Source organism: Brachybacterium sp. GU-2 (genome assembly GCF_030866705.2).
Taxonomy (GTDB): domain Bacteria; phylum Actinomycetota; class Actinomycetes; order Actinomycetales; family Dermabacteraceae; genus Brachybacterium; species Brachybacterium conglomeratum.
Map to the genome: position 1 here is coordinate 457,324 of NZ_CP133037.2, position 24,199 is coordinate 481,522.

19 protein-coding genes and 3 pseudogenes are annotated in these 24,199 nt (G+C 70.0%); 9 read left to right on the plus strand and 13 right to left on the minus strand.

The annotated features are described in order from the left end of the window. Positions 1 to 10: 10 nt before the first annotated feature. From RBL05_RS02195 to RBL05_RS02230, 8 genes are all read left to right on the plus strand, one after another. Positions 11 to 2,197, plus strand: coding sequence for a heavy metal translocating P-type ATPase (locus tag RBL05_RS02195; protein WP_308740739.1), 2,187 nt, complete (start codon positions 11 to 13; stop codon positions 2,195 to 2,197). 26 nt (positions 2,198 to 2,223) lie between these two features. Continuing rightward, positions 2,224 to 2,553 (plus strand): metal-sensitive transcriptional regulator, encoded by a 330-nt coding sequence (locus tag RBL05_RS02200; RefSeq protein ID WP_103384850.1) that lies wholly within the window; start codon positions 2,224 to 2,226, stop codon positions 2,551 to 2,553. A 352-nt stretch (positions 2,554 to 2,905) separates the two neighbouring features. Then, complete coding sequence (locus RBL05_RS02205) at positions 2,906 to 3,088, plus strand: hypothetical protein (protein WP_308740738.1); 183 nt, start codon at positions 2,906 to 2,908, stop codon at positions 3,086 to 3,088. A gap of 278 nt (positions 3,089 to 3,366) precedes the next feature. Beyond that, positions 3,367 to 3,930, plus strand: a complete 564-nt coding sequence (locus RBL05_RS02210) for a hypothetical protein (RefSeq protein ID WP_308740737.1) — start codon at positions 3,367 to 3,369, stop codon at positions 3,928 to 3,930. Between the two features lie 99 nt (positions 3,931 to 4,029). Further along, the gene (locus RBL05_RS02215; protein ID WP_318604052.1) at positions 4,030 to 4,464 is read left to right on the plus strand and encodes a hypothetical protein; all 435 of its coding nucleotides are present in this window, start codon (positions 4,030 to 4,032) and stop codon (positions 4,462 to 4,464) included. A 658-nt stretch (positions 4,465 to 5,122) separates the two neighbouring features. Beyond that, positions 5,123 to 5,476, plus strand: a complete 354-nt coding sequence (locus RBL05_RS02220) for a hypothetical protein (protein WP_308740736.1) — start codon at positions 5,123 to 5,125, stop codon at positions 5,474 to 5,476. Between the two features lie 9 nt (positions 5,477 to 5,485). Next, a complete protein-coding gene (locus tag RBL05_RS02225; protein WP_308740735.1) occupies positions 5,486 to 6,505 on the plus strand; it encodes a hypothetical protein in 1,020 nt (339 codons plus the stop codon). 1,042 nt (positions 6,506 to 7,547) lie between these two features. Beyond that, positions 7,548 to 8,891, plus strand: coding sequence for an IS256 family transposase (locus tag RBL05_RS02230; RefSeq protein ID WP_308741136.1), 1,344 nt, complete (start codon positions 7,548 to 7,550; stop codon positions 8,889 to 8,891). Between the two features lie 278 nt (positions 8,892 to 9,169). Here RBL05_RS02230 and RBL05_RS02235 read toward each other — a convergent pair whose 3' ends face one another. Beyond that, positions 9,170 to 10,123 carry a DMT family transporter gene (locus RBL05_RS02235; RefSeq protein WP_308740734.1) on the minus strand — a complete coding sequence of 318 codons (954 nt, stop codon included), beginning with the start codon at positions 10,121 to 10,123 and terminating at the stop codon, positions 9,170 to 9,172. Positions 10,124 to 10,235: 112 nt separating this feature from the next. Here RBL05_RS02235 and RBL05_RS02240 point away from each other — a divergent pair. Then, positions 10,236 to 11,110, plus strand: a pseudogene (locus tag RBL05_RS02240) (formyltetrahydrofolate deformylase). A 115-nt stretch (positions 11,111 to 11,225) separates the two neighbouring features. Here the strand turns inward: RBL05_RS02240 and RBL05_RS02245 are convergent. The 12 genes and pseudogenes from RBL05_RS02245 to der form a co-directional block, all read right to left on the minus strand. Continuing rightward, positions 11,226 to 12,697, minus strand: a pseudogene (locus RBL05_RS02245) (NAD-dependent succinate-semialdehyde dehydrogenase). Then, positions 12,645 to 13,850 (minus strand): ectoine hydrolase, encoded by a 1,206-nt coding sequence (gene doeA / locus RBL05_RS02250; RefSeq protein WP_308740732.1) that lies wholly within the window; start codon positions 13,848 to 13,850, stop codon positions 12,645 to 12,647. The pseudogene RBL05_RS02245 and the gene doeA overlap by 53 nt, the downstream one beginning before the upstream one ends. Next, positions 13,850 to 15,109, minus strand: a complete 1,260-nt coding sequence (locus RBL05_RS02255; protein ID WP_308740731.1) for an aspartate aminotransferase family protein — start codon at positions 15,107 to 15,109, stop codon at positions 13,850 to 13,852. Before RBL05_RS02255 ends, doeA begins: the two co-directional genes overlap by 1 nt. 137 nt (positions 15,110 to 15,246) lie before the next feature. Next, positions 15,247 to 16,185, minus strand: a complete 939-nt coding sequence (locus tag RBL05_RS02260) for an SDR family oxidoreductase (RefSeq protein WP_318604054.1) — start codon at positions 16,183 to 16,185, stop codon at positions 15,247 to 15,249. 105 nt (positions 16,186 to 16,290) lie between these two features. After that, positions 16,291 to 17,189 (minus strand): annotated as a pseudogene (locus RBL05_RS02265) (carbohydrate ABC transporter permease). Continuing rightward, positions 17,186 to 18,136: a carbohydrate ABC transporter permease gene (locus tag RBL05_RS02270; protein WP_308740729.1), complete on the minus strand. Its 951-nt coding sequence runs from the start codon at positions 18,134 to 18,136 to the stop codon at positions 17,186 to 17,188. Before RBL05_RS02270 ends, RBL05_RS02265 begins: the two are co-directional and overlap by 4 nt. Further along, positions 18,133 to 19,527, minus strand: a complete 1,395-nt coding sequence (locus tag RBL05_RS02275) for an extracellular solute-binding protein (RefSeq protein ID WP_308740728.1) — start codon at positions 19,525 to 19,527, stop codon at positions 18,133 to 18,135. Before RBL05_RS02275 ends, RBL05_RS02270 begins: the two co-directional genes overlap by 4 nt. Before the next feature lie 137 nt (positions 19,528 to 19,664). Further along, a complete protein-coding gene (locus RBL05_RS02280) occupies positions 19,665 to 20,276 on the minus strand; it encodes a hypothetical protein (protein ID WP_263309661.1) in 612 nt (203 codons plus the stop codon). Further along, the gene (locus tag RBL05_RS02285) at positions 20,273 to 20,638 is read right to left on the minus strand and encodes an NUDIX domain-containing protein (RefSeq protein WP_318604055.1); all 366 of its coding nucleotides are present in this window, start codon (positions 20,636 to 20,638) and stop codon (positions 20,273 to 20,275) included. Before RBL05_RS02285 ends, RBL05_RS02280 begins: the two co-directional genes overlap by 4 nt. Before the next feature lie 187 nt (positions 20,639 to 20,825). After that, positions 20,826 to 21,104: a PLDc N-terminal domain-containing protein gene (locus tag RBL05_RS02290; protein ID WP_308740727.1), complete on the minus strand. Its 279-nt coding sequence runs from the start codon at positions 21,102 to 21,104 to the stop codon at positions 20,826 to 20,828. 24 nt (positions 21,105 to 21,128) lie between these two features. After that, positions 21,129 to 21,833, minus strand: coding sequence for a TM2 domain-containing protein (locus tag RBL05_RS02295; protein WP_308740726.1), 705 nt, complete (start codon positions 21,831 to 21,833; stop codon positions 21,129 to 21,131). A gap of 144 nt (positions 21,834 to 21,977) precedes the next feature. Next, entirely contained in the window at positions 21,978 to 24,197 is a 2,220-nt protein-coding gene (gene der, locus RBL05_RS02300; protein WP_263309663.1) for a bifunctional cytidylate kinase/GTPase Der, read from the minus strand. Positions 24,198 to 24,199 lie beyond the last annotated feature (2 nt).

The following is a 24,199-nucleotide window of genomic DNA, read 5'->3' on the forward strand; positions in this document are numbered from 1 at the left end:
TGGTGTCGGCATGAACGCTGGCAACCACACCCACCGCCACGACCACGGGGAACTCGGCACGCAGCACGACCACCATTCCCCAGCACCCCATGACAGCCGCACCGCCATCGCTGAGCAGGACGCTCCCGGCGCACACCACGACCATGGATCGCACCGAGGCCATGAGGGCCACTCCGGACACGAGAGCCACTCCGGGCACGGTGGTCACTCCGGTCACGGGGACCACGTCGCACAGTTCCGACAGCTGTTCTGGCTCAACCTGTTCATCGCGGTGCCCGTCGTCGTCTTCTCCCCGATGTTCGCGATGCTCCTCGGATACAGCGTTCCCGACTTCCCCGGCGCACTGTGGATCGCCCCGATCCTCGGCAGCGTCATGTATGTCTGGGGCGGCCGCCCGTTCCTCACAGGTGCTGTCTCCGAGATCCGTTCCCGCCAGCCGGGGATGATGCTCCTCATCGGGCTCGCGATCACGGTCGCGTTCATCGCCTCCTGGGGTGCCACTCTCGGGCTCCTGGATCACCAGTTGGAGTTCTGGTGGGAGCTGGCTCTGCTGATCGTGATCATGCTGCTCGGACACTGGGTCGAGATGCGCTCCCTCGCGCAGACGACCTCCGCGCTCGACTCCCTGGCCGCGCTGCTCCCCGATGAGGCGGAGCGCATCGAAGGCGATGATCTCGTGAGCGTCTCGCCGAGCGAGCTGCGGCACGGTGACCTGGTCCTGGTGCGCCCAGGCGCGAGCGTTCCCGCGGACGGCACGATCCGTGAGGGTCGCGCCGATGTGGACGAGTCCATGGTCACCGGCGAATCCCGTCCGGTCACACGCTCCGCCGGAGACTCCGTCGTGGCCGGTACCGTCGCCACCGACTCCAGCCTCCGCATCGAGGTCACCGCCACCGGCGACGACACCGCCCTGGCCGGCATCCAGCGCCTGGTGACCGAAGCGCAGAACTCCTCCTCCCGAGCTCAGCGCATCGCCGATACGGCGGCCGCGTGGCTGTTCTGGTTCGCGCTCGGCGCCGCCGTGATCACCGCGATCACCTGGTCACTCCTCGGCATGCCCGATGATGCCGTCGTCCGCACGGTGACCGTGCTGGTGATCGCCTGCCCCCACGCGCTCGGTCTCGCGATCCCGCTGGTCGTCTCGATCGCCACCGAGCGGGCCGCCCGCGGCGGCGTCCTGGTGAAGGATCGCCTGGCATTGGAAGCGATGCGCACCGTCGACGCCGTTCTGTTCGACAAGACCGGCACCCTCACCAAGGGCGAGCCCGCCCTCGCCGAGATCATTCCTCGCCATGCGCAGGAGTCCGAGGTGCTGGCCCTGGCCGCCGCCGCCGAGGCGGAGAGCGAGCATCCGCTCGCCCGCGCCATCGTCGCCAAGGCACAGGCCGACGGAATCCAGATCCCTGCGGGCTCCGACATCAGCTCCACTCCCGCGCTCGGCGTGAGCGCCCGGGTGGACGGGCACGAGATTCGCGTCGGCGGCCCCCGCCTGCTCGAAGAGACCGGAACTGGCGAGATCGAGGAGGCCGAGACCTGGCGAAAGGAGGGCGCGATCATCCTCCACGTCCTGCGCGACGGTGAGGTGATCGGCGGCCTCAAGCTCACCGACGAGGTACGGCCCGAGTCCCGCGAGGCGATCGACGCTCTGCACGACCTCGGGGTCGAGGTCGTCATGATCACCGGCGACGCCGAGGCAGTCGCGAACAGTGTCGGTCGCGAGCTCGGCATCGACCGCGTCTTCGCCGGCGTGCGCCCCGAGGACAAGTCCTCCAAGGTCGCCCAGCTCCAGAAGGAGGGCAAGAAGGTCGCGATGGTCGGCGACGGCGTCAACGACGCTCCCGCTCTCGCCCAGGCTGACGTCGGCATCGCGATCGGTGCCGGCACCGACGTCGCGATCGCCTCTGCAGGGGTCGTACTCGCCAGCTCCGATCCGCGCTCGGTACTCTCGGTCATCGAACTCTCCCGCGCCGCATACCGGAAGATGAAGCAGAACCTCTGGTGGGCCGCTGGCTACAACCTGCTGTCCGTGCCGCTGGCAGCCGGAATCCTCGCCCCCATCGGGTTCGTACTGCCAATGTCCGTCGGAGCGATCCTGATGTCCCTGTCCACCGTCGTCGTCGCCCTGAACGCCCAGCTCCTGCGACGCCTCGACCTGCGTCCCGAGGCGACCGTCGCTGCCGTACGCAATCGCCGCTAATGCCCCTACATCGAACGGAATCGATCATGTCCACTGTCCCGGAAAGCACAGAAGACCGGGCCTGCCACAGCGGGCCTCACGGGTACATTCAAGACAAGCCTCGCTACCTCAACCGACTCAAGCGCATCGAAGGTCAAGCTCGTGGAATCTCCCGCATGGTCGACGAGGACGTCTACTGCATCGACATCCTCACTCAGATCTCGGCCCTGAACAGTGCACTCGAGAACGTTGCGCTGGGCCTGCTCGATGACCACCTCCGTCACTGCGTCGTCGATGCAGCCCGCGAGGGCGGAGACGAAGCCGAGATCAAGCTCAAGGAGGCCTCCGACGCAGTTCGACGTCTCGTCAAGTCCTGAATCAACTGACCGCGAGCAGCGACCCAGTCGATCATCTGGACAGCTGCGGAGCTAGCAGGGTCCCCTGCGGTTCCGACTCGCTACCTCGAGGAATCTGACAACCTAACGAGATTTCTCTAGGCGTGTGCCTTGTCGCACTGCAGGTCGTAGCGCCACACATCTGTCTGATCTCATGAGAACTCACATGCGCATATCCAGTTTCGACGGGTCACGGGTCGCGGGCCCTATTTCGAGAGGGTCTGCTCCTGTTCGGGATGGGCTGGATGGAGGGGCAGGCGTACAACTCTCGCTCCGTAAGTGTCGAGATTCGGCGCGCCCCGGTGTTTCGGGCCCTCGTGGGAAAGTGGACCGGGTGGGCGATCGAAATCTGCCCGATCTGATGGTGACCAACTGGCTCTCCTCGGTGGGCACGCCGGGGGCCCGCCCCATCGGCAACATCCCGGTTCTGGTGCGGCCCGTGCTCAACGACGGCACCGAACTAGAAGTGGTAGTGCTATGGCTCTGCCTTCGCCTCGGCAAAGGGCACGGTGACTGAGTCGCGGATTCTGCGGAATGCTCTAAGCGCGAGTGTTGACACGCGACAGCAGGACCGTCAGCATCTGCTTGGCGCAATCACCAAGTAATCAATGTCCGATAATGGCTCTTATCGGACACTGAGGGGCAACTCGACGATTCCAACTGCCCAGTCTGCACGGCGTGTCACCCGCCATCAGTAGGCGAGCACCCACTTTCTGGGCAGTCGCTGTCTCCTGCCCGCCGCACAGCAATAGTGTGGGCATCGAAACCGGAATGCGGGTGTGGAATGATTTATGGATGCCCTCCATTCGCACCACTAAGCCGGACCTCGACGAACAGCTCCCCGTCGCGCTTGCCGCACGCATCGCCGGCATCGACCGCGCCTCCCTCACGCATCTGATCGATCACGGGCTGGTGCCTCGTCTCGACCTTGAGGCGGTGCGGGCGCTGGCCACCAGCGGCGAAGTCGCCACGAAAGCCACCGACTCCCCGCGGCATCTCGTGATCCGCCTCGACGTCGACCCCGTCACGCCGCGAATCACGGACATGAGCGACGGCGACCTGGTGCGCCTGGCGGCGGGCCCTCACCGGATCCCAGACTCCTCCGTCGGCCGATCCATGCTGATCAGTGTGCGCTCATTCGTCATCGCCACCGGGCACATCGACAGCATCGACGACCCGATCCCGCTGCGCACCGATCGACGGGGCCGCGAAATCACCGGACGGACCATCGAAGTCAGCATCGACCATCGCCTGACCGACCTCACCACTCGCCCATCGAAGGCAACGGAGGGTGCGCGCTGGCTCGGGCGTCGGGGCCGCGTCGGCACCGGGGGCGCCATCCTCCCCCTGCAGACCTAACGCCCCGACTGAGGCGGGTAGCGGACGTCCCTGGACGTGGGGCTTGCGCCCACTGCACCTGTACCCGGACGAGCCGGGGCACGAGGAGCAGGAGTCGCCATGCCCGCCATCGCCACGCAGACTGCACAGGTCCCCACCGATGACCCCCGCGTCGTGCACGCACTCGCGTGGAGAGCCAAGCTCAGCCTTGACCCGCAGGAGCTCGACACTCTCGCGCGCCCGGGCATGCCCTACGCCGTCCTGCAGAAGATCGCCCACAACCCCGCCGCGTCCGCGGAGACGCTGGAGCGCCTCATCCAGCTCGACGAGCGGTCGCTGACCTACCCCGTCACTCGCAGGGGCGACCTCTCCCCCGCCGTCATCGACCGGATCGCCCGGCGTCTCACCGACCGCAACGCGATCTATCACGCGTCCTCGGCGCCGAACGCCGCGCCGGACACGCTGCGCTACCTGGCCTCCCACCCCTCCGCGCCCGCAGGGACCCGCGAGACTGTCGCCCGTAGGCTCGGCGACGACACCCTCCCCGCCGCGTAGGCGCTGTAGTCGCCCGTCCCGAGGTGGCCCCGTGTCATCCGGGGTAGCGTGAGCGTCCCGCGAGAGCCGATGCCCGCCCACTGGCGATGTCGGCCGAGCGCACGGGAGGGGGCGTCAAGATGGCACTGACTCACTATGAGACGCTCGGTGTGCCTCGGGATGCCTCGAAGGCAGAGATCCCGACAGCCTTCCGCGCCCAGATGCGTGCTCTCCACGGCGACGTCGGCGGGGACGATGAGCTCGCCAGAACGTCAGCGCCGCCTACAACGTCCTGTCCGACGCGTCCCGTCGCGCCACCTACGACCGCAGCCTGACCCCGGACTCGCCCAGACCGCCGACAACACCGACTGCTCCCCCACCTCGAGCCCGACGCCGAGTGTTCACCACCGAGCAGGCCGCCACCGAGAGCCGCAAGCTCGACGTCGACCCTGCGCAGTGAGACTGGTACCGGCCAGCGGCCGACCACGACCGCGCCGTCGGCACCCTGCGTCGCCGACCGCTCCGCACGATCCTTCTGACCGCCCGCGTCCTCGCGTGGCTGCTGGCAGGAGTCGCCGCGGCGACGACACTCGGCCTGCCCCTCGCACGGATCGAGGCGCTCACCCCGGCCGTGGCGATCCTGTGCGGCGTGGGCATGCACCTGATCTAGTCACTTCTGGTGATCACGCGGACGATCCAGCGTCCATGGGGCATCGTCATCGCGCTGCTCCTCACCGCTGCTGGAGCCGTCTCGATCTACCTCGACGCTGGCACGCCGCTTCCCATGCTCGGCAGTCTGCTGTGCTTCATCGCAAGCTCCCTGACGACCTTTCTGTCCTTCGGCATCGTCCTGTCCCGCGGCACGCGGAAGGACAGGGTCATCGACTCCTCGTTCATCACGCAGGTCGGCAGCACCACCCTCGGTGCCCGGCAAGACGACATCCAGCAGCTGCTCCGCAGTGTGAGCGTGGCGTTCGACGGCCGCGATGGCGTGCGCGTGATCCTCCTGCCTGATCGGGTGACCTCGGACTAGAGTGAGGGAATGCCCACGCCTAAGGAGCACCAGCCGTCCTGGCGCACAATCGTCCTAGCAGTCTCATCGGTGAGCTTTGCGATCGCGACTGTTCTCGATCTTGCCGGGGTGGCCGGGCCCCTCCGCACAACAAGTGTCATCTTGACCGTGTTGGGCTTCGTGGCACTGGGCGCCTCCACAATTGCCGTATGGATCACCAGCCACCGAAGGCGTCGGCACCATCGCAGGACAGCCGAGGCGACCCTCCTCATGCCGGACGATGTCTCATCGGAGCCAGACCCAGCGAGACCTGATTACGTGCCCCGAGCCGAGGACCAACGAGACGGGGGAGCATCGACAAGTGCGCCGTCCCCGGCGGAGGAATCGGCTGTTCGCATCTCACAGGACCCTCCCGAAAGGGATGCTGTCGAAACGCTGGCCTCGATTACCGCTGGAAGTACTTCGACTCACCTCAGACTTGCCGGCAAGAAGGATCTCACCGCTATCTCAGAGGCTGGCAAGGATGCCATTGGTGCCGACTACTTCTACGATCCGGAAGAGCTCGAAGCATACGTGTTGCAGCAGCGCGATGCGGTGTGGTGCTTTGAGCGCTCTCTCAAAGGCAACACGACTCTCGCGGGCTACGCAATCGTGTTGGCACTCAAGCCATCGACGGTTGAGAGAATAAAGTCCGGCGACATCGCATTTGGCAGACATATCCTTTCATCCGACATCGAGGAATCTATCGACAACACGGACGCAATCTACGTCTCGATGGTCCACGGGTACGATGATGGCGCAAAGCTCGACGTTGGGCTTGCCGTACTCAAGAGAGTCATGCAGTCGCACGTAAAGCGTCGCCCCCAGTTGGTTCTCGGACGTGAGGGCTCGACCGCGGGCCGCCTGAGCATGGATCGGTTGGGCTTCGCGCCATTTGGATCCGCACCGTTCATCGAGGCTACGTACTCGGACGTGCCTGCATTCGCCCGCGAAGTCGCTCGGCGGAAAAATTTGCACAATCATTTCCTTTCGCGACGCGCAACTTCGTAGGGCCAATCAATTCCGCGCAGCCCTGAGCGTTCCAGCTATGGATGCTTCGGGCCACCGGACGCTTTCCGTCGCTAGAGGCGGCAGGGCCAAAAGCCCTTCACCACCAAGCGCACTCGACGGTACAACGAATACCCGCCACCAAACCGCTGCCCAGTATCACCACCTCGGGCGTGGGCGACAGCCCCGGTGCCGAGGCCGACCCGGTCGACGGATAAGAGGAGCCGACGTCGACCGATCTTCGATGATTGATAGTTCAGGAGCTCCATTTCTCCCGGGCCGTTCGCACGGTCGTCGTCCTCGCTGGCGCTCGTCCTCCTTGGTGCTCTCTTGCGGATCGTTCGGTTCGCTGGTTTCGGGGCTTCGCCCTTGGTGGTTGCGGGGTGGTGTTCGTGGTGCCGTCGGTGCGGTGTCGCTGCGCTCTCCCGGTGCTGTCGGGACGCTGCCGGGGCGTCACCGTCGCGGTGCTCGCGCTGGCGCCGGCTGGTGGTCGTCGCGGGGTCGGGATCCTGCTCGGTGTCGCGGAGAACTCGGCGTGGTCGCGGCGCTTCGCGCTGCGCTGCGCGCGGCGGGATGTGCTGCCCGTTGGGTGTGCTGGACCGTGGAGCGGTGGTGGCTGGGGTGCGGGGCGCTGCACGCGTACTCGCGGCTCGTCGTCGTGACCGGAGTTGGATGGGCGGGGTCTGCGGTGCGTGTCGCCGCGGCGTCGCTGTGGTGGACGTGGCGGGGATCCGTCGTTGGATGCATCGGAGAGCTCCGGCGCGTGGCGGGGTGGGTGTGTTGCGGCTGGTCGCGACGGTGTCGATGCGCCGTCGTCCCGCAGGGCCATGCTCCCGCCCACTACACGGGGCGCAATACCCCCATCAACGGATGGGTGCACCCGTTCCACGACTCGTTCTCCGAAGTGTTCACGTGGCGCAGCCGTGCGCAGCTGCGCTGCGTGGCGCGACGCGCCGGCGTTCCGTCCCGAGGGACGCTACCGGCCGTAGGGCGTGTCAGATGGTCTGTGTAAGCCGTACCGAGAGGAACGGTAAGAATCATGACCATGACCGACGAGAAGACGCCGGGTGGGCCTTCGGGCCAGGACCTGGTCGAGCAGTTGAAGGCCGCCGGGCAGCTGGACGCGCTGTTCGCCCAGATCGACGCCGGGAACGTAGAGCTGACCGGCGATGGCGGGTTCGTGCCCGCGCTGGTCAAGGCCGCGCTCGAACGGGGCCTGCAGGCCGAGCTGAGCAGCCATCTCGCCTACGAGAAGGGCTCCGAGGACGCGTCGAAGCACGCCAACTCGCGTAACGGGACGACGCCGAAGACGGTCCAGTCGGAGGTCGGGCCGATCGCGTTGGACGTCCCGAGGGACCGTGCCGGCTCGTTCACGCCGCGCCTGGTCCCGAAAGGCCAGCGGCGCCTGGGCGGCCTCGATGACATGATCATCAGCCTCTATGCCGGCGGGATGACGATCCGGGACATCCAGCATAACCTGGCGTCCACGCTCGGCACGGACCTGTCGCACGAGACGATCTCGAACCTCAGCGACGCCGTGCTCGAGGAGGTCGCAGCGTGGCAGGCGAGGCCGCTGGAGGAGTTCTACCCAGTCCTCTATCTCGACGCGATCCGAATCAAGATCCGGGAGAACAGCCAGGTCATCAACCGCGCCGCCTACATTGCGGTCGGAGTGGATCTTGACGGGGTCAAGCACGTGCTGGGGATCTGGGTCCAGGACACCGAGGGGTCGGCGTTCTGGGCCCATGTCTGCGCTGACCTCGCCAACCGCGGAGTGCGGGACGTGCTGAGCGTGTGCTGCGACGGGCTCAAGGGCCTGCCGGAGGCGATCGAGGCGACCTGGCCGGACTCGATGGTCCAGACCTGCGAGGTCCACCTGATCCGGGCCGCGACGCGGTTTGTGGCCTACCACGACCGCAAGAAGGTCGCCGACGCGCTGAAGCCCATCTACACCGCGGCCAGCGAGGACGCGGCCTGGGCGGCGCTAGTCGAGTTCGAGACCTCGTCACTGGGGCAGAAGTACCCCTCGACCGTCATGACCTGGAAGAACTCCTGGGATCGGTTCGTGCCGTTCCTCCAGTTCCCGCCGATGCTGAGGAACGTCATCTACACGACCAACGCGATCGAGTCGTTGAACTACCAGCTGCGGAAGGTCACGAAGAACCGCGGCCACTTCCCCTCGACGGACGCGGCCGTGAAGCTGCTCTGGCTCGCGATCTGCAACATCGAAGACAAACGCGCCGCCGATCGCGCCCGAGACCGTGGCAAGCCCGCGAACGAGCGGAAAGCCCAGGGCCGACTCGTCGAGGGCCAGGTCGTCACGAACTGGAAGCAGGCCCTCGCCCAGCCCGCCGCCGCCTACCCCGACCGGATCACCCCCTACCTGTGAACACCCCGCTTACACAGACAAATTGACAGGCCCTCGACCCGCGACAAGGGCGTCGTCGATGTCCCGACTCACCGGTCAACGATCACGAACCTCGAACCGTCGCCCATGCCCCGACTCACCGGTCAACAATCACCCGGAAAGCCCGAGGTCGGACCCGTCAACGATGTCGTGGATCCAGACACTGTCAGCCCGACCGAGAGAAGGCCGCCGACCAGTGGGAACACCGGTCGGCGGCCTTCGTCATGTCTGACCCCGGCCCGTCCCCGCGGCGCCGGGGATCACGGGGCGGCCGCGACGTCCGGCACCGCCAGGAGCTCGACCTCCCGTCCCGAGGGCGCGAGGGCGAGGATCACCAGCGAGAGGCCGATCCCGGCGATCCCGAACCAGCCGAGCAGCGGCAGCCTCTCCTCGACGACGATCACGGCCAGCACGGCGGCGACCGCCGGCTCGGCGAGGGTGAGGGTCGTCGCCGTGCTCGCGGAGATCCGGGTCAGGCCGAGGCCGAACAGCACGTAGCCGAGGAACATCGGCACGAGCGCCATGTAGGCGCCGACGGCGAACGCCTGCGGGGAGGCGAGCAGCGGGGCGCCGGTGAGCGCGAGCACGGGCAGGAGCGCCAGTCCGCCGAGCCCGAACACGGAGCCCATCGCCGCGGCGCGCCCGACACCTCGGCCCATCAGGCGGTGCGCGCTCCAGGAGTAGAGCGCGTAAGTCGCTCCGGCGACCAGGCCGAGTCCCACGCCCGCCGTCGTGCCGGCCGTGTCGGCGGCGGCGTCGTGCATCGTCGCGGCGCACAGCACTACGCTGCCCGCGATGCCCAGGGCCGCCGCCATCATCCACCAGGCGCCGAGCCGGCGTCCCTCGAGGATCCGCTCCAGGAGGCCCGAGGCGAGCGGCGCCGACCCGAGGGAGACGACCGTGCCGACGGCGACGCCGGCCAGGTGCATCGAGCTGTAGAACGCCAGCGGATAGATCAGCACGCCCAGCACTCCGGCGACCACAGTGCCCCGGTGGGCGGCCAGGGCGGCGCGCTCGCGGCGCAGCGAGGGAAGGGCGATCAGCGCCTGCAGGATCCCGCCGAAGCCGAGCGCCGCGGCGCCGATCGCGAGCGGTCCGACCTCCGGGGCGAAGGTGGCCGCGGTGCCGGTGGTGCCCCACAGCACGGCGGTGATCAGGACGGCGAGGACCCCGACCAGGGAACCTCGATCCAGCCGCCCGTCTGCTGGTGCCATGCTCGCCCGTCCCCTCCTCGTCGGTGCGCTGACCAGCCTATCCAGCCGGTGCCGCTCGCCGTGGCGGACCCGTGCGCCGCACTCCCCCGCAGCGCTCTCCTACACTCGGGCCATGACCTCAGCGCATCCCTCCCCCTCCCCTGCCCGCCGCTACGTGATGACCTTCGCGTGCGAGGACCGCCCCGGCATCGTGCACGCGATCACCGGAGCGATCGTCGAGGCCCGCGGCAACATCGTCGAGAGCCGCCAGTTCGAGAGCGGCGACTCCCATCGCTTCTACATGCGCGTCGAGGTCCTGACTTCCGCGTCGCCGGACGAGGTGCGCGCCGCGCTCGCCGCACCGATCGAGAGCTTCGGGATCGAGGCGGAGATCGACGAGGTGGGCCGCCCGGTGCGCACCCTCGTGCTCACCTCGAAGTCGACCCACTGCCTGAACGACCTGCTGTTCCAGACCTCGATCGGGAACCTCCCGATCGAGGTGCCGCTCGTGATCGCGAACCACGACACCCCGGCCCGGTACGCCGAGTTCCACGGCGTCCCCTTCGAGCACCGTCCCGTGACCTCCGCCGAGGAGAAGGCGGCCTTCGAGGACCGGGTGCGCGAGGCAGTCGTCGAGCACGACATCGAGCTCGTGGTCCTGGCCCGCTACATGCAGATCCTCTCCCCGAGCTGAGCGCCGAGCTCTCCGGACGCTGCATCAACATCCACCACTCGTTCCTGCCCGGGTTCAAGGGCGCGAACCCGTACCGCCAGGCCTACGCCCGCGGCGTGAAGCAGATCGGGGCGACCGCCCACTTCGTCACCGACGACCTCGACGAGGGCCCGATCATCGAGCAGGAGGTCATCCGCGTGGACCACACCCGCTCCCCGCAGGAGCTCATGGCGATCGGTCAGGACACCGAGGTGCGCACCCTGCGCGAGGCCGTGGGGCTGTTCGCGCAGCGCCGGGTCCTGCTGGACGGCTCGCGCACCATCGTCTTCCGCTGAGCGGCTCGGCACGGATCCTCCGCCGCGCCGCAGAGCACGACGGGATCCGCCGCACGTGACAGCCCGACGGGGCCGCACCGCGCGAGCGGTGCGGCCCCGTCGTCGTCCCGGTTCCTCAGCTCCGGGCCGGCCCCACCCAGACCTGCTGGGCGTTGACGAACTCCCGGATCCCGTGGGGGCCGAGCTCCCGCCCGTAGCCGGAGCGCTTGATGCCGCCGGAGGGCAGGCGCGGATCGGTCTTGACGATCCCGTTGACGCTCACCTGCCCGGCCTCGATCCGGCGCGCCATCGTCTCGCCGCGGGAGGTCTCGGTCCAGATGCTCGCGCCGAGCCCGTACGGGGTGTCGTTGGCGAGGAAGAGGGCGTGCTCGGCGTCCTCGGCGACCATCACGGAGGCGACCGGGCCGAAGGTCTCCTCGGTGCAGGCGCTCATCCCGGCCTCGACCCCGGTCAGCAGCGTGACGGGATAGAAGTAGCCCTCCCCGTCGGCATCTCGCCGCCCAGGACGAGCTCCGCCCCCGCCTCGACGGAGGTGGTGACCTGGCGGTGGAGGTTCTCCCGCAGCTCGGCGCGGGCGATCGGGCCCACCTGCGTGGTCTCCTCGCGCGGGTCGCCGACGACGAGCGCCGCGAGCTGCGCGGCGAGCAGCTCGACGAAGCGGTCGTGCACCGGCCGCTCGACGATGACCCGCTTCGCGGCGATGCAGGACTGGCCGGCGTTGATGATGCGGGAGAGCGCGGCGACCCGCGCGGCCTCCTCGAGGTCCGCGTCGGCCAGGACGAGGCAGGGATCCGAGCCGCCGAGCTCGAGCACGGCGGGCTTGATCTCGCTAGCCGCGATCGAGGCGACGACGGCGCCGGCCCGGTCCGAGCCGGTGAAGGACACCGCCTGGATGCGCGGGTCGCGGATCACCTGCTCGACGTCGGCCGTCGCAGCGTGGAGCGTCTGGAACACCCCCTCCGGGGCGTCGACGGCGCGGAACGCCTCCTCGATCGCGGCGGCGCAACCGGGGACGTGGGGATCGTGCTTCATCACCGCCGTGTTCCCAGCCATGAGCGCCGGGGCGGCGAAGCGGAAGGCGAGCCAGAACGGGGCGTTCCACGGCAGCACCCCCAGCACGGTCCCCAGGGGCAGGTGCTGGACGTAGGAGGAGCTCGCATCGGAGGCGATGTGCTGGTCGGCGAGATAGTCGGCGCCGTGGGCGGCGTAGTGCTCGGCCGCCCATGCCGCCTTGGCCACCTCGCCGCGGGCCTCGCCGATCGGCTTGCCCATCTCCTCGGTCATCAGCGGCGCGAGCTCCTCGACGTGCTCGCGCAGGTGGGCGGCGACGGCCTCCAGCAGCGCGCCCCGCTCCTCGAAGGAGGTCTCGCGCCACGCGATGAAAGCGCTGCGGGCGCGGTCGAGGACGGCGTCGATCTGGGCGGGCGACGCGGCGGGCACCTCGCGCACGACGGCGCCGGTCGAGGGGTCGACGGCGGTGAGCGTCGTCCGGGGCGAGGCCTGTGCGCTCTGCGTGGTCACGGTGCTGCTCCTCTCAGGGGCGGGGCGTGCCGGCCGCGGCCGGGAAGGATCGGGCGGAGCTCTCATGGACGGTGAAGTCCTCCGGGAGCGTGAGGAAGGAGGCGCATCCGTCGGCGGTGATCCGGACGGTGTCGGAGATCCCGACGGTCTTGTCCCCGTCGACGCCCCACATCCAGGGGATGAGGTGGAAGGTCATCCCCTCCTCGAGAGGCCGCTCGTCGCCCTCGAGGAGGGAGAGGATGTACCCCTCGTCCCAGGAGGGCGGGAAGGCGATGCCGATCGAGTAGCCGGCGCGGGTGGCGAGGCTCGCGCCGACGTCGTTGCTCTCGATCATCCGTCGGGTCAGCCGGTCCACCTCGGAGACCGTCACCCCCGGCCTCATCAGCGAGCGCAGCTCCGCCAGGGTGTGCTTCATGAGGTCCTGCGCGGAGCGCATCGAGTCCGAGAGCGCGCCGTTGACGACGGTGCGCATCATCGCGGCGTGATAGCGGCGGTAGCAGCCGCCCACCTCGAGGAAGACATGCTCCCCGGGGCGGATCATGCGCCCCTCCCAGGTGGAGTGGCCGATCATCGAGCGAGGGCCGGAGGCGACATAGGGCATCACCGCCGGGAACTCCCCGCCCGCGCGGAACATCGCCGAGGCGATCGCGGCGGCGACCTCGTTCTCGGTGGCACCGGACATGGCGGTGTGCAGACCGGCGGCCATGCCGGCCTCCCCCGCGTAGGCGGCCAGCTGCATCACCTCGATCTCCGCCCGGGACTTGCGGATCCGCCCCTCCTCGACGATCCCGAAGCAGTCCACGAGGCCCTCGCCGAAGGCGTCGTGGAACCGGTCCTGCTGGTGGGCGGGGAAGTAGTAGCTGTTGCGCTCGTAGCCCACCCGGGAGTCCGCCAGGCGCAGGTCCCGCAGGGTGGAGACCAGCTCGAGGATCGCATCGCCCGAGTCGGGATAGGCGCGGGAGTGCTCGAGCCAGGTGCGGGAGACGACGTTGGACTCCTCGAGCGCGCGGGTGATCATCACCGGCTCGGCCTCCAGCGGCACGATCAGGGCCTGGAAGAAGGAGTACCCGGTGGTCTGGTGGTCGGTGAGGTACATCAGGTTCTCGGGGTCGCTGATGATCACCGCGTCCAGCTCCCGGGCCGCCATCCGCTCCCGCAGCTCCCGGACCCTCCGCTCGTACTCCTCCGGGGCGAAGGTCATGTCCTCGCGGCGGCGCATCACGCCTCCTCCAGCGCGGCGTCGATCGCCGCCTCGAGGATGTCCAGTCCCTCGGCGAGGTCGTCCGGCTCGATGATCAGCGGCGGGATCAGCTTGATCACCCGTCCGCCGCTGCCGCAGGGGCCGAACAGCAGGCCGCGGTCGAAGCACTCCCGCTGCAGGCGCGCGTTCAGCGCCCCGTCGCCGGTGTCCAGGGCCTGCATCATGCCGCGTCCGCGCACCTCCCAGCCGCGGTCGGGGTGGGCGTCGGCGATCGCCTGGAGGCGGGCGCGCATCTGCTCGCCCTTCTCGAGGACCCCCTCGAGGAAGGCGTCGTCGGTGAAGAAGTCCAGCGCCACCTTCCCGGCGACGAAGGAGAGGCCCTGGCCGCGGAAGGTGCCGGTGTGGGCGCCGGGGCTCCAGTGCTGGTCCACCTCGGGCTTGTTGAGGTTCATCGCGATCGGGGTGCCGAATCCGCCGAGGCCCTTGGCCAGGGTGATGATGTCGGGGTCCAGCCCCATCCCGTCGAAGGAGAAGTAGCTGCCGGTGCGGCCGATCCCCGCCTGGATGTCGTCGATGATGAAGAGCGCCCCGTGCTCGCGGGCGAGGCCCTGGACCTGGTGGAGCCAGTCGGCGCTCGCGACGTTGACCCCTCCCTCGGCCTGCACGACCTCGACGAGGAAGGCGGCCGGGGGCAGCAGTCCGCTCGAAGGGTCCTTCAGCGCCGCGGCGTACTCGGCCAGCGCCGTGTCCCCGCCGGGCGCGGTCTCGAAGGGCAGGCGCTGGATGTTCTCCAGCGGCACCCCGGCCCAGCGGCGGAAGGCGTCGTTCGCGGTCGCGGCGAGGGAGCCCAGGGTCATGCCGTGGAAGCCGTGGCTGAAGGCGACGATCTCGCGCCGGCCTGTGGCGGCGCGGGCGAGCTTCATCGCGGCCTCCACGGCGTTCGAGCCCGTCGGCCCCATGAACTGCAGGCGGTGGTCCATGCCGCGGGGCGCGAGGACCACCGCGTGGAAGCGCTCGACGAAGTCGCGCTTGGTGGTGGTGTAGGTGTCGAGCGAGTGCGCGACCCCGTCGGCCTCGAGGAACTCGATCAGCGCCTTCTTCATCGCGGGATGGTTGTGGCCGAAGTTCAGCACCCCGGCCCCGGCGAAGAAGTCGATGTAGCTGCGGCCCTCCTCGTCGACCTGGCGCGCGCCGGAGGCGGAGGCGAAGACCGTCGGGTAGTTGCGACAGTAGCCGCGGATCTCGGATTCGTGGTTCTCGAAGATGACGGTGTCCATGGGAGACCTCTTCCTGCCCAGGAGGCGATCCGATCTCCGTGCCCGGGCGAGAGCTGAGATCGCCTCTCATGTCCTGTGCGGCCCGGTGTGATGACCCTCACAGCCGGAGAGGCTCCCCGTCAAGCGCGGCTCGCCGCTCAGAACACGGGTCGGCCTCCGGTGACCCCGAGCACGGTGCCGGAGACGTAGCTCGCCTCCTCGGGGCTGGCCAGGAACACGTAGGCGCCTGCGCACTCGGCGGGCTGCCCTGCACGGCCCAGGGGCGTGTTCGCGCCGAAGGCGACGTAGTCGTCCGACACGCGCGTCGCGACGTTCAGCGGGGTCCAGATCGGGCCCGGTGCCACGGCGTTGACGCGGATGCCGCGGGGGCCCAGATCCGCAGCGAGGTTGACGGTCAGGTTGTTGATCGCGGCCTTGGTCGCGGCGTAGTCCATGAGCGGCACGGAGGGGTCGTAGCTCTGGATCGAGGAGGAGTTGATGACGCTCGCTCCGGGTCGGAGGTGCGGGGCCGCCTCCTGGGTGAGCCAGAACAGCACCTCGAGGTTCGTGGTGAGGGTGCGGTGCAGCCGTTCGGAGGCAATCCCCTCCAGGCCCTTCGGCTCGGCCCTGCCCCACTGGAAGGCCGCGTTGTTCACGAGCACGTCGAGACGGCCGAGCTCCTCGACGGTTCGACGAACGATGGAGCGCGCATGCTCTTCGTCGCGGAGATCGCCGGGCAGCAGCAGGGCACGGCGTCCGGCGTCCTCGATCCACCGCCGGGTCTCCTCCGCGTCCTCCTGCTCCTCGGGGAGGTAGGCGATCGCCACGTCGGCGCCCTCGCGGGCATAGGCGATCGCGACGGCCCGGCCGATGCCCGAATCACCCCCGGTGATCAGGGCGGCCATCCCCTCGAGTCGTGCGTGTCCGACGTAGCTGCGCTCGCCGTGGTCGGGCACGGGGCTCATCGGTCCCGTCAGTCCGGGCGGCTCCTGGTCCTGCGGGGAGAAGGCCGGCTCGCCGCCGGAGGTCGAGAGCTGCTCAGCGCGCTCAGCCACTCGGGAATGCACGCGGTCCTGGCGCGGGTCCTGATCGGTCACGGGAGTCTCCTGGGTCGGTGGGACGGATGCGGGACGTCCACGCTACCGACCACCGACCCGGGCCGCCGAGGACCGAACGCCCGGTCGGTCCCGGACCGGGCCGGCTCAGCCCTTCACACCGCCCGCGGCGGCGAAGCCCTGGCCGAGGTTCCGACCCAGGAACAGGTACAGCACCACCACCGGCAGCGAGTAGAAGATCGAGAACGCCGCGAGCTGTCCGTACGCGACCTGCCCGTACTGGGAGGAGAACGTGTACAGCGTCACCGCGGCAGGCAGCTTGTCCGGGCTCAGCAGCAGCATGAAGGGGACGAAGAAGTTCCCCACATGGAGACGAAGGTGAAGATCGTCGCCACCGACAGGCCCGAGCGCATCAGCGGCAGCACCACCGACCACAGGGTGCGCAGCACTCCCGCTCCCTCGGTCCACGCGGACTCCTCGATCTCCAGCGGCACCCCGTCCATGAACCCCTTGGTGAGGAAGATGGCGTAGGGCAGCGAGCTCGCCCCGAGGAACAGGATCGCGCCGCCCATCGAGTCGATGAGGTTGACCTGCACGAACATCGAGTAGACCGGGATCATGATCGCGGTGATCGGCAGGCCGGTCGAGAAGATGATCGTCAGCAGCAGTGGGCGCTTGGCGCGGAAGCGGTAGCGGGAGAGCGGATAGGCGCACAGCACCGCGGAGACCATGGTGAGGATCGTCGCGCCGCCGCACAGGATCAGCGAGTTCCCCAGTGGCCGGAAGGTCGTCTCCTCGTTCCAGATCGCCGCGTAGTTGTCCAGGCTCCAGCGCTGCGGCCAGGCCACCGACAGCGAGGCCTCGGTGTCGAAGGAGGCCAGCACCACCCACAGCAGCGGCACCAGGAACGCGATGCCGATCGCGGCCATGACGAGGTTGCTGGCGAGCTTCGTGCCGGCGGCGCGGGAGCGTCGCTTCCGGGGTGCGGGACGAGCGGCCGACGCACCGCCCGCGGGGGCGGTCGTGGTCGTGGGAGCGGCGGTCATCGCTTGTCCTCCTCGGGCAGCAGGCGCAGGTAGGCGATCGAGGCCAGCGCCCCGATCAGCAGGAGCAGCAGGGCGACGGCGGTGCCGTAGCCGAGCTGTCCGTAGGAGAACGCCTGCTCGTACATGTACAGCGGCAGGGTCTGGCTCTGCCGGGCGGGGCCGCCGCCGGTCATGATGAAGATCAGCCCGAAGACCGACAGGGTCTGCAGGGTGGTCAGCATCAGGTTCGTCGCGATCGCGGGCCGCAGCAGCGGCACGGTCACCGAGACGAAGCGGCGCACGGGCCCGGCGCCGTCCAGCGCCGCGGACTCGTACACGTCCCCGGGCACGGAGCTCAGCGCGGCGGAGTAGACCAGCATCGAGAACGCCGCGCCGCGCCAGATGTTCGCGAAGGAGACCGCGATGATCGGGGCGCTGAACAGCAGGTCCTGCCCGGGCAGCCCGATCGCGGTGAGCATGGCGTTGAGGCTGCCGGCGTCGGCGAAGAAGGTGTAGAGCAGGTAGCCGGCAACCACCTCGGGCAGGATCCACGCGGCGATCACGATCGAGGTGACTGCGAAGGTGACCAGCCGGTGCGAGCGCTCCATCAGCAGGGCGAGGCCCATGCCGAGCAGGTTCTGGCCGAGCACCGCGGAGATCAGCGTGAACACCAGGGTGAGGATGACCGAGTTCCAGAAGTCGCCGTCGGCGAAGGCGTCGGTGAAGTTCTGGACGCCGACGAAGCTGGTGTCGGAGGCGCCGTCGCCGCGGATCGCGGAGTCGGTGAAGGCGAGGTAGAGCGAGTACAGGATCGGGCCGAGCATGAAGCCGAGCAGCAGCAGCGCGGCCGGCAGCATCGGCACGGCGCGCATCGGCGAGAGCCCGTCCCCGAGCCGGGTGCGTCGGTCCCCGCGGCGCGGGGCGCCGGTCCCTGTGGCGGGGCGGGTGGTGGTGTCGGTCGCGGTCATCCCTGGGCCTCCTGCACGTTCTCCGGGCCGACGATGTCCCGCACCGTCGCGTCGTAGGCGGCGGCCGCCGCCTCGGGGGCGGAGCCCGTGAGCACGGCCTCCATCGCCTCCTGGAGCGCGGAGGAGACCTCCGGATACGCGGGCAGCGCTGGCCGGTAGTAAGCGGTGTCCAGCAGGTTCGTGAAGTACTCGACCGCTGGGGAGTAGCTGAGGTACTCCTCGACCTCGGCGACGTCGTTGCGGACGGTGATGTGGTTGTCCGCGATCGCGTAGTCCACGATGGTCTCGGTGGAGACCAGCGTCTCGAGGAAGCGGAAGGCCGTCTCGCGGTCGGTGACGTGCTGCGGGATGGAAAGGCCCCAGCCGCCGGCGAGGGTGACGGTGCCGGTGCCGCCGCCGTCCTGCGTGGGCATGTCCGCGAGCCCCACCACCTCGGGCCATTCGGGCCAGGGCCGGCCGGCGGTCTCGGTCCAGTTCTGCGAGATCCAGGAGCCGTCGATCAGAATGCCGAGCTTCGCGTCGGGGAGCAGCGAGGTGTAGATCTGCTCGGAGATGTTGGGATCCAGCAGCTGGCCGAGGGAGGCGGTCAGCTCCTCGTCCACGACGGTCTTGAGGAAGGCGAGGGAGTCGATGAACCCCTGCGAGCCCAGCACCCACTTCTTCGTGTCCTCGTCGTACAGACCGGTGCCGTCGCCCGTGCCGTACAGCAGCATCTCGAAGCCCTGCATCGAGGCCTTCTCGCCCTGCGGGGTGCCGGCGAACATGAAGAACGGGATCGCCTCGGAGCCGGAGTCCTTGATCGCGCGGGCCGCCTCGAGGATGTCCTCCCAGGAGGTGGGCTGCCAGTCGGCGGGCAGGCCCGCCTGCTCGAACACCTCGCGGTGGAACCAGATCGCACGGGTGTCGGTGGTGATCGGCACCCCGTAGACCTCCCCGTCCTCGCCGGTCACGGCGAGCTTGGACGCCTCGGCGATGTCGTCCCAGTGGTCCCAGCCCTCGACCAGGTCGGTCATGGGCTGGAGGTATCCGGCCCCGACGTCGGACAGGAGGATGAAGGAGTCCTCGTAGACGAGGTCCGGGCTGGTCCTCGGGGAGCTCATCAGCAGCTCGTTCTTGGTGAAGTAGTCGTTCTCCGAGGCGACGATCGGCACCAGGTCGATCACCAGCTCCGGGTTCTGCGCGGAGAACGTCTCCGCGGCGCGCTCGATCCACTCCTGCTTGATGGTGTTGGAGCCGAACTGCTGGAAGGCGATGCGCAGGGTGCCCGCGTCACGCCCTCCTCCGGAGCAGCCGGCCAGCGCAGCCAGCGGCAGCAGGGCGGCGGCACCCGCGGTGAAGCGCAGGAAGGACCGGCGATCGGTGCCTGTCCGTGGGGAAGGGGTTGGGGCCACGAAGACCTCCTCGTCGACGTCTCTCAGGCCCTGAGCGTAGCGGGTGAGACCCGTCACACCGGGAAGTCGGTGCGCCCCGGCGCGTCGCACGTCCTGCGTCGTCCCCTCCCCCTGTCCCGTCCTCCCCGGCGGTGCCCTCAGCCGCGGGCGCGGCCGACGCCCTGGGCGCGCTCCGCGTCGGCGTAGCGCATGCCGGTCGGCACCTGCGCGAGCTCGAACCAGGACGCGGCGCGCGGGAGGAGGCGCACGTCCTGCCAGGGGATCTCGAACTCGGGCGCCTGCCAGAGGGTCAGCGCGATCTCCGCGCGGCGTCCGGCGGCGACCAGCAGCAGCCGTCGCAGGCGGGAGAGCGGATGGGGGTCGGCGCGGGCCGCCTCGGGGATCGCGACCGCTCCGCCGAGGTCGAGCGGCCACACGGTCTCGCCCCAGTGCAGCTCCGCCCGCTCGGGGGTGCCGGCGATGACGGCCGGCGGGCGCAGGTCCGCGGCGGCGACCGGGACGGGCGCAAGGGGCTCGCCCCGCCGCAGCACCTCGTGCTGCACCCAGGCGCCGGGCAGCAGGAGCTTCTCGCCCACGTGGACGTCGACCAGCAGCGCCTCGGCGAAGGGGCGCAGCGCCTCGCTGAGCCGTCCCGCGCGGGCGAGGTCCCGGCGCGGTGCGGCGATCACCCGCACCACGGCGTGGTCTCCCGGCCGGTCGGTCAGCGGGATACGCACCCGCGTGCCGGGGAGGGGGTTGCCCGTGCTCATCGGCGGAACCTCGCCTCGGCCCGGTCCTCGAGGGCGAGGGCGAGCTGCTCGCGGAAGCGGTCGTTCATCGGCGGCAGGTCCTCGACGGGGCACCAGAGCGCCTCGGTGTTCTCCCCGTCGGCCGGGAAGGGCCGCTGGGAGTCGTCGGCCTCGCACAGGAAGCAGATGTCGAGGTACTGGGCGCGGTCCCCGTTGGGGTAGGTGATCTCGGGCAGGGCGCGCATGTCCAGCAGGCGCAGGGCGGTGCACGCGATGCTCGCCTCCTCGGCGACCTCGCGCTCGGCGGCGCGGGCGGGCTCCTCCCCCGGGTCGACGATCCCGGTGACCGGGGTCCAGCGGCCGTCGTCGGCGCGGCGCACCACGAGCAGGTGCGTGCGTGCGGGGTTCAGGACGACGGCCGTGACGCCCGGTATCCACAGCAGCTCGTTGCCGATCCTCTCGCGCAGCGAGAGGACGAAGTCCGGGGTGGCGATGATGCTCCTCCTGGAAGGGGTCGGCGGGGTGCGGCCGCGGCGCGGCGGACGACGGCGGCGGGGACGGTTCCCGGGGTCAGGCGGTGCTCGCGGCGATCCCGAAGATCCCGAGGATCGCGATGCCGAACACGAAGTAGGCGAGGATCCCTAGGATCACGAGCCCGACGATCACGCAGAAGACGATCCAGCCCACCTTGTTCATGGTGCGCGCGTAGCGGGGGTCGGACTCCATCTGCACCAGGGCGATGATCCCGAAGATCGTGGGAATCCACCCTCCGCACAGGAAGCCGAGCACGATCAGCAGGATCGCGCTGGTCTGGATCGAGCCGCGATCGGGAGCGGGCGGGAGCGTCATGGGCGTCCTTCCGGGACGGGTGGGTCAGTCCCTCAGCGGGCGGCCATGGGCGTCGCGCTCGAAGGATGGGGACTTGGCGAGGACCATGATGCCCTCGACGAGACCCCAGATGGTCGTGATCGGGGACAGCGTGAAGCAGCTGAGCACGGTGACCAGGACCTGCACCAGGCCGATGGCGGTGTACCCCATGAGGAAGCGGTGCACGCCGAAGGCGCCGAAGAAGATCCCCAGGACCCCGACGAGCACGCGGCTCTGCGCCTCGCCCTGCACGGGCGCCGCACCCGGCTGGGCGGCGTGGGCGGCGCCCTGCGCGCCGTCCGGCGGGAAGCCCTGGGCGCCCGCGGGGGCGCCGTAGGGAGTGCCCGGGCCGTACGGGGAGGCCTGGCCGTAGGGCGAGGCCTGGCCGTAGGGCGAGGCCTGGCCGTAGGGCGAGGCGTCGCCGGAGCCGCCCTGCTGACCTTCCGGATCCTGCTGGCCGTAGGCCTCCTGGCCGGCGGGCGCGGCGGCCTGTCCGAACGGGTCCTGCCCCGCGGGGGCGGCGAAGGGGTCCTGCGCGCCCTGTCCCGGCGCGGGCTGCTCCGCTGGGGGCTGCGCCCACGGGTCCTGGCCGCCGCTCGGCGCGGCGTAGGGGTCCTGGCCTGCGCCGGGCGCCTGCTGCGCTGAGGTGTCCTGGGGGGCGAAGGGGTCGTGCTGCGGGGTCCAGGAGCCGTCGTCACCGGTGTTGCTCATGGGCGCCACGATACGTGCCGCCGGTGGTGCCCGGCATCTCGGCGCGCTGGGCCCCCGGGGTCCCCGGCTCGGGCCCCCGACGACAGCACCCCGTCCCCGCCGCAGCGGGAACGGGGCGTCGACGGCGCCGTTCGACGGGGCCGCTCAGCGGCGGCGCTTCTCGCGGATCCGCACGCCGATGACGATCGGGGAGCCGGTGAACTCGAAGTCCTCCCGCAGCCGTCGCTCGATGAAGCGGCGGTAGCCGTGCTCGAGGAAGCCGCTGGCGAAGACCACGAACCGCGGCGGACGGGTGCGGGCCTGCGTCGCGAAGAGGATCCGGGACTGCTTCCCTCCGCGCAGCGGATGGGGGTGCGCGGCGACGAGCTGGCCCAGGAAGGCGTTGAGCCGGCCCGTCGGGATACGACGGTCCCAGGACTCGAGCGCCTTCTCGAGCGCCGGCACGAGCTTCTCGGAGTGGCGCCCGGTGGCGGCCGAGATGTTCACGCGAGGTGCCCAGGCGACATGGCCGAGGTCCCGTTCGATCTCCCGCTCCAGCGCCTTGTGCCGCTCCTCGTCCAGCAGGTCCCACTTGTTGAAGGCGAGCACGAGGGCGCGCCCGGACTCCAGGACCATGTCGATGATCTTGAGGTCCTGGGTGGAGATCGGCTCATTGGCCTCCAGCAGCACGACGGCGACCTCGGCGCGGTCCAGCGCCGCGTGCGTGCGCAGCGAGGCGTAGTAGTCCGCGCCCTGGGACTGCGCGATGCGGCGACGGATCCCCGCGGTGTCCACGAAGGTCCACTCCTTGCCGCCGAGGACGATCTTCTCGTCCACGGGGTCGCGGGTGGTGCCGGCGAGGTCGTCGACGACGACGCGCTGCTCCTTCGCGAGCCGGTTCAGCAGCGAGGACTTCCCGACGTTGGGGCGGCCGACGAGGGCCACGCGCCGCGGGCCGTGGTCGACCGGCGAGCCCCGGCCCTCCTCCGGCATGGCGGCGACCACCGCGTCCAGCAGGTCGCCGGAGCCGCGGCCGTGCAGGGCGGAGACCGGGTACGGCTCGCCGAGGCCGAGGTTCCACAGCGCCGCGGCCTCGAGCTCGCCGCGCTGGTCGTCGACCTTGTTGGCGACCAGCACCAGCGGCACCCGCGCCTTGCGCAGCACCTTCAGCAGCTGCTCGTCGGTGGTGGTGATGCCGACGTTCGCATCGACGACGAACATGACCACGTCCGCGAGGGAGACGGCGACCTCGGCCTGCTCCGCGACGCGATAGGCGATGCCCTGGACCCTGTCCTCCCAGCCGCCGGTGTCCACCAGCCAGAAGTCCTTGCCGGACCACTCCGCCTCGTAGAAGACGCGGTCGCGGGTCACGCCGGGACGGTCCTCGACGACGGCCTCGCGGCGGCCGAGGATGCGGTTGACCAGCGTGGACTTGCCGACGTTGGGGCGGCCGACCACGGCGACGACGGGCAGGTTCCGCTGCGCCTCGGGCTGCAGCTGCGCCTCCTCGCCGCCGCCGAGCAGGGCGAGGTCCTCGTCGTCGAGCTCGTAGTCGGACAGGCCCGCGCGCAGCGCCGCCTCGATGTCCTCGTCGCTCGGGCCGTCGGCCCCTGCCTCGACCACGACGGGCGCGGCGGGGGCGGGCTCGGCCGGGCCGTGCTCGGCGGTCTCGTCGGCGGCCTCGGCGGCCGCGACCAGCATCAGCACCTTCTCGACGACGTCCTCGATGTCGAGGCCGGTGGTGTCGATCTGCTCGACGCCCTCGGCGGCGGTGAGGAACTCGGAGACGGAGGAGTCGTCGCGGTCGCGGCGCAGCACCTGGTCGGCCATGCGCTCGCGCGTCTCCTCGGTGTCCTCGAGGCCGAGCTCCGCGGCGCGGCGGCGCATCCGCTCCTCGTCCGAGGCGGTCAGCAGCACCCGCACCCGGGCGTCGGGGGCGACGACGGTGGTGGTGTCACGGCCCTCGGCGACGCAGAAGCCGCGCTCGGCGGCGGTGGAGAAGAGCACCTCGCGCTGGCGGCGCTGGAGGATCGGGCGCACCAGGGTGTTGGTCGCGACGGCCGAGACCTGCTGGGAGATGCGCTGCTCGCGGATCGCGGCGGTGATGTCGGTGCCGGCGACGACCACGGTGGCCCCGGTCGGGTCGGTGCCGAGGTCGAGGTCGATCTGCTCGGCGACGCGCGCGACGGCCTCGCGGTCGGCGAGGTCGACGCCGTCCTCGAGGCAGGCCCAGGCGATCGCCCGGTACATCGCGCCGGTGTCGAGGAAGCCTCCGTCCAGCGCCTCGGCGACGAGGCGGGAGACGGTCGACTTCCCGGAGCCGGCCGGGCCGTCGATCGCGATGGTGATGCCCTCGGCGGGGTCGTGCGGCGCGCTGGTGTGCATTC

What these genes read in the sequence shown, in the direction of transcription:
- RBL05_RS02195 (WP_308740739.1), top strand. Translation starts at nt 11, where the DNA reads ATGAACGCTGGCAACCACACCCACCGCCACGACCACGGGGAACTCGGC.
- RBL05_RS02200 (WP_103384850.1), top strand. Translation starts at nt 2,224, where the DNA reads ATGTCCACTGTCCCGGAAAGCACAGAAGACCGGGCCTGCCACAGCGGG.
- RBL05_RS02210 (WP_308740737.1), top strand. Translation starts at nt 3,367, where the DNA reads ATGCCCTCCATTCGCACCACTAAGCCGGACCTCGACGAACAGCTCCCC.
- RBL05_RS02215 (WP_318604052.1), top strand. Translation starts at nt 4,030, where the DNA reads ATGCCCGCCATCGCCACGCAGACTGCACAGGTCCCCACCGATGACCCC.
- RBL05_RS02225 (WP_308740735.1), top strand. Translation starts at nt 5,486, where the DNA reads ATGCCCACGCCTAAGGAGCACCAGCCGTCCTGGCGCACAATCGTCCTA.
- RBL05_RS02230 (WP_308741136.1), top strand. Translation starts at nt 7,548, where the DNA reads ATGACCGACGAGAAGACGCCGGGTGGGCCTTCGGGCCAGGACCTGGTC.
- RBL05_RS02235 (WP_308740734.1), bottom strand. Translation starts at nt 10,123, where the DNA reads ATGGCACCAGCAGACGGGCGGCTGGATCGAGGTTCCCTGGTCGGGGTC.
- doeA (WP_308740732.1), bottom strand. Translation starts at nt 13,850, where the DNA reads ATGCGCCGCCGCGAGGACATGACCTTCGCCCCGGAGGAGTACGAGCGG.
- RBL05_RS02255 (WP_308740731.1), bottom strand. Translation starts at nt 15,109, where the DNA reads ATGGACACCGTCATCTTCGAGAACCACGAATCCGAGATCCGCGGCTAC.
- RBL05_RS02270 (WP_308740729.1), bottom strand. Translation starts at nt 18,136, where the DNA reads ATGACCGCGACCGACACCACCACCCGCCCCGCCACAGGGACCGGCGCC.
- RBL05_RS02280 (WP_263309661.1), bottom strand. Translation starts at nt 20,276, where the DNA reads ATGAGCACGGGCAACCCCCTCCCCGGCACGCGGGTGCGTATCCCGCTG.
- RBL05_RS02290 (WP_308740727.1), bottom strand. Translation starts at nt 21,104, where the DNA reads ATGACGCTCCCGCCCGCTCCCGATCGCGGCTCGATCCAGACCAGCGCG.
- RBL05_RS02295 (WP_308740726.1), bottom strand. Translation starts at nt 21,833, where the DNA reads ATGAGCAACACCGGTGACGACGGCTCCTGGACCCCGCAGCACGACCCC.
- der (WP_263309663.1), bottom strand. Translation starts at nt 24,197, where the DNA reads ATGCACACCAGCGCGCCGCACGACCCCGCCGAGGGCATCACCATCGCG.